At 49.2% G+C, this 2,245-nt stretch carries 2 protein-coding genes and 1 pseudogene; all 3 read right to left on the bottom strand.

The window, feature by feature from the left end; all coding sequences use genetic code 11:
• On the bottom strand, positions 1–855 hold an 855-nt coding region (locus BN93_RS02545), incomplete at its 3' end, for a metallophosphoesterase (RefSeq protein WP_044259623.1).
• A 34-nt stretch (positions 856–889) separates the two neighbouring features.
• On the bottom strand, positions 890–1,684 hold the full coding sequence (locus BN93_RS02540) for a vitamin B12 dependent-methionine synthase activation domain-containing protein (RefSeq protein ID WP_019186788.1): 795 nt from the start codon (positions 1,682–1,684) through the stop codon (positions 890–892).
• Between the two features lie 297 nt (positions 1,685–1,981).
• Positions 1,982–2,245, bottom strand: a pseudogene (locus BN93_RS02535) (dihydroorotase); the annotation flags it as partial.

Below are 2,245 nucleotides of genomic sequence, written 5' to 3'. Positions count from 1 at the left end.
ACGCGAAGGGAATGGCGGTCTACCATCGTTTTCGGTTCCTGCAATCACGATGGAGTCGGCTCCGCGGCGCACTACACGATGCTCGTTAAGCAGCAAATCCCATCCAAACTGCCGCTGACGCGCAACCATTTCGCGCTCGTTAGCAACCTTTATGGCCTCAGAACCATTGAAATACATGCTATAATCGTGGTTGCCCAATACAGAGAACATGCCATCGCGGGCGTTCAGGCGACTTAATTGCTCGCGACAAGGATAGAGTTCTGCGGGTTGTACGTTCTGTAAGTCGCCCGTAAACACGATTGCATCGGCGTGTTGGGCCATGATTGTATCGACTGCTCGCTCCAAGAAGTGGGCGCGACTGCCTACGAAACTGCCCACATGAGCATCGGTAAACTGCACAATGCGGTAGCCATCGAAAGCCTCAGGCAGGTCGGGCGAATATATTTCCACCCGGTTTACAGTCAGTTTGTTGGCTCCGAAAAGCCATCCGTAAGCCAAGACATAGATGCAGAACAGCGCCAAGAGGTAGCCAACGGCCTTTCCCCAGTTGGTGGTTGAGTGGCGTAAGCGTGCAAACACGCGCCCAACAACGGCACAACTCACATAAACAAACTTGGGAACAACCAACAATCCCAAACAAATGAGGTAGACGTTGAGTATCTCTACACTGTCGGGGACGAAGTTTTTGGAACCCGCCATCACAATGGTAAACACCACCATGCTTAGGCTAAGCACCCATCTAAGTACGCGCAATGTCCATTTTGCCTTGCGTTTGCTTTTCCAATTGCGCCGTTCGATGTAGAGATCGGGCAAGAGGATGGCTAACAATAGAGGTATAAGTATTCTTGAAATCACTTGCTAAATGTTGTTTGTTACGCCCTTGTTGTACTTATTGCACAAACTTTTTAATCATGTATAGCGGCACACCGCGTCGCTTTGCGTAGTCGGCTAGCTGGTCTTCGCCTATCTTTCCCAGGTCGAAATACTTCGATTGAGGATGCGCGAACATCAAACCCGACACGCTAGCATGGGGTTGCATCATGCCTGTGGGCGTGAGATGTATGCCAATAGAGCTCATGTTGATAAGCTCGTTGAGCAGGAAATTGACGCTAGTATCGGGCAACGAGGGGTAGCCAATGGCCGGACGAATGCCCTGATAAGGCTCTTTAAGCAACTCTTGCGGCTCGAAATGCTCATCAGGAGCATAGCCCCAATAGTGCTTTCTCACTTCTTCGTGCATGCGTTCGGCTGTTGCCTCGGCTAGTCTTTCGCCCAAAACCTTAGCCATCATCTGCTTGTAGTCGTCGTTTTTGTAGTCGTATTCAATGCCTGCATCCACCGTCGTGGCGAATGCTCCCACCTTATCCTTAATGCCACTTGATAGCGGACGCACAAAGTCTGCAAGGCAAAGATTAGGTGCGCCCGTGCTTTTGGGTTTCTGTTGGCGTAGCAGAGGCAGGCGCTTGTCGCCCAAAAGAAGGTCGTCGCCGTCGCTATTGGCATCGAAAAGTTCGAATACGGCATGCGTACTGTATCGCGTTTCCATTGCATCGAGCATCTCTTCGGCGTCTTTTCGCAGCTTCTCTTTCTCGTCGGTTGGCTTTCCACTCATGCCCCATGTGTGGAAAAAGTACAGCCAACTGATGTAGGGACGTATGTCGTTGACTTTATATTTTAGTATCATTCTGTTCTTTTGAGGAGTTCATCTTGAGGAGTTAAGGAGTTCTTTTTGAGGAGTTAAGGAGTTAAGGAGTTATGGAGTTAAGCCAAATGCTTTTAAACTTTGAGGAGTTAAGGAGTGAAGCCAAATGTTTAGGTGGTGTTAGGCTAATAGGATAATTCTGACCAGTCTGACTTGTCCGAAAGCTAGAAAGAACTAGAAACCTAGAAACCGCTAGACACCTTTAAAGGCGTTAGCCATCTTTTCACCTTTTCACCTTTCCCATCTTTTCACCTTTTCAACCTTCACCTTTTCACTCTTTCAATGGCAAAACGCCACCTCTTCGCCACGATATTGTGCATCGAACGTGCCGTTTTCATCGAACAATAAGTGTCCGTTGCAGATGGTTTGCACCACTCGCCAACGGAACTTCTCGCCCTCCATCGGACTCCATTTGCACTTACTTTGTACACAATCCTTCGTCACTGTCCACGGTTCGCCACGGCGTACGATGGCTAAGTCGGCCTTATAGCCGGGCTTAATAAAGCCACGTTTGCTAACAGCGAACAAGCGTGCAGGCGCATG

Source organism: Prevotella conceptionensis 9403948, from assembly GCF_000312305.1.
GTDB lineage: Bacteria > Bacteroidota > Bacteroidia > Bacteroidales > Bacteroidaceae > Prevotella > Prevotella conceptionensis.
This window is presented reverse-complemented; position numbering and strand designations above follow the sequence as displayed.

Excerpts from the sequence above, each read along its gene's own strand:
- BN93_RS02540 (WP_019186788.1), bottom strand. The coding sequence starts at position 1,684 with ATGATACTAAAATATAAAGTCAACGACATACGTCCCTACATCAGTTGG.